Here is a 1946-nt window from a genome sequence, read left to right on the forward strand (position 1 = left end):
CATGCGGCGGCGGTCACGGCGCTGAACCCGAAATCCATCGCGTTCTTCATCGCCTTCGTGCCGCAATTCCTGCGCCCCGAGGCCGCACTGGCCCCGCAATTCGCGCTGTTGATCGCCACCTTCGTCAGCCTTGGAGCGCTGAACGCGCTGGCCTATGCGCTGTTGGCGGACCGGCTGCGCCGCGCCATCGCGCGCCCCGGTATTCTGACCTTGCTGACCCGCGCCGGTGGTGTCACCTTGATCGGCATGGGGGTTCTGACAGCGACCCTGCGCCGGGCCAACATGTGAGGACGCCGATGAAGACCGTCAAAGACTATATCCGCACCATCGTCGATTTCCCGCACGAAGGCATCCTGTTCCGCGATGTCACCACCCTGTTTGCCGATGCGCGCGGGTTCCGCATGGCGATCGACCAGATGCTGCACCCCTATGCCGGGCAACCGATCGACAAGGTCGTCGGGCTTGAGGCGCGCGGGTTCATTCTGGGCGGCGCGATTGCGCATCAATTGTCGGTGGGCTTTGTGCCGATCCGCAAGAAAGGCAAACTGCCCGGCCGCACCATCAGTCAGGACTATCAGCTGGAATATGGCGAGGCCGTGGTCGAGATCCACGAGGACGCAATCGAGGCCGGGGAAAAGATCCTGCTGGTCGATGACCTGTTGGCCACCGGTGGCACCGCCGAGGCCGGTATCCGCCTGATCGAGCGGCTGGGCGGCGAGATCATCAGCTGTTCGTTTATCGTCGACCTGCCCGATCTGGGCGGCCATGCGCGGCTCGAGAACATGGGCATGGATGTCCACGCCCTGTGCGCGTTCGAGGGGCTCTGACCCGCACAGGTTAAAGGGCCAGGTTTCCCCGGCCCTTTGAACAGTCATCGCTTAGATTTTTTTGCCACCCAGATTCAGCGTGGTCTTGCCGGCGCCCGAATTCGCCGTTGCCAGCACTTTGGGTTTCACCTGCTTGGGTTTCTTCGCTTCTTTATTGCCGCTTTTGTTGTTGCCTTTGCCCATGTGATGTCCTTTCGAAACAGCAACCGTCCCTGAGGAAATGGACTCTCCCCGTTGCAGGTTCTCTATCGAAGCGCGACCGCGCTGCCGATTGCGCCCGCGACCTTTGAGCAATCAGAAACCCAAGGCGCGTGCGGGGACGTGGTATCGAAATTTCCGGGTGAGACACCGGCCCGGTGCAGGCTAACGATCAAAGGGGGCGCCGGTTTAAGGCTGGCGCGGACCCTTCCGTTCACGCGGCGCGTCTGTCGCCGCAACGCGTATGTCCTATCGGATCAAATGAGGATGACCGCCAGCCCTTACAAGGGCAAAGCGCGCCTATTTCGACCCGCAGCCGCGAAAGAACGGGCGGCAGAAGAAATTACCCCCTTTCAGGGTCTGGCGCGCACGATCACGCCGGGGTTCATGATGCCATTGGGGTCCAGCGCCGCCTTGATCGCCCGGATCGCCGCCAGCTTGGCCGGGTCGGTGTATTTTTCCAGATCATCGACCTTCAGCCGTCCGATCCCGTGCTCGGCACTGACCGAGCCGCCCAGTTCATGCACCAGATCATGCACACAGGTCTTCACCGCCGGGCGCAGGTGTTCGTAGTCCTGCTTGGTTCTGCCCGGCACGGGAAAGACGTTGTAATGCAGGTTGCCGTCGCCCAGATGGCCAAAGCAATTGATGCGGAAATCGCCGATCCTGGCCAAGGCCGGACCGCCGCGCGCGATAAAGTCGGGGATGGTGCTGATCGGCACTGAAATATCATGCGAGCTAACGGCGCCAATCGCCCGGTTCGCCAGCGGGATATGTTCGCGCAGCGCCCAAAACTCGGCCCGCTGTTGCTGGGACCGGGCGATGACGCCGTCGCTGACCAGACCGGCCTCGGCGGCCTCGGCAAACAGGCCCTCAAGTGCGGCGTCGGCGTCCTGACCGGCGCCAAGGCCAAGGTCGATC

At 62.7% G+C, this 1946-nt stretch carries 4 protein-coding genes; 2 read left to right on the forward strand and 2 right to left on the reverse strand.

Annotated features, from left to right (window positions below; translation table 11 throughout):
- Positions 1 to 288 (forward strand): LysE family translocator (locus ABYW26_RS13970; protein ID WP_372605520.1); only part of this gene is annotated, 288 nt, incomplete at its 5' end.
- Positions 289 to 296: 8 nt separating this feature from the next.
- Positions 297 to 827 carry an adenine phosphoribosyltransferase gene (locus ABYW26_RS13975; RefSeq protein ID WP_372605522.1) on the forward strand — a complete coding sequence of 177 codons (531 nt, stop codon included), beginning with the start codon at positions 297 to 299 and terminating at the stop codon, positions 825 to 827.
- 51 nt (positions 828 to 878) lie between these two features.
- On the opposite strand, the gene ABYW26_RS13980 is transcribed toward ABYW26_RS13975, so the two are convergent.
- Entirely contained in the window at positions 879 to 1010 is a 132-nt protein-coding gene (locus ABYW26_RS13980; RefSeq protein WP_372605524.1) for a hypothetical protein, read from the reverse strand.
- Between the two features lie 368 nt (positions 1011 to 1378).
- The coding region (locus ABYW26_RS13985) for an FAD-binding oxidoreductase (RefSeq protein ID WP_372605525.1) at positions 1379 to 1946 on the reverse strand (568 nt) is incomplete at its 5' end.

This window comes from Actibacterium sp. (genome assembly GCF_041584535.1).
GTDB lineage: Bacteria > Pseudomonadota > Alphaproteobacteria > Rhodobacterales > Rhodobacteraceae > Actibacterium_D.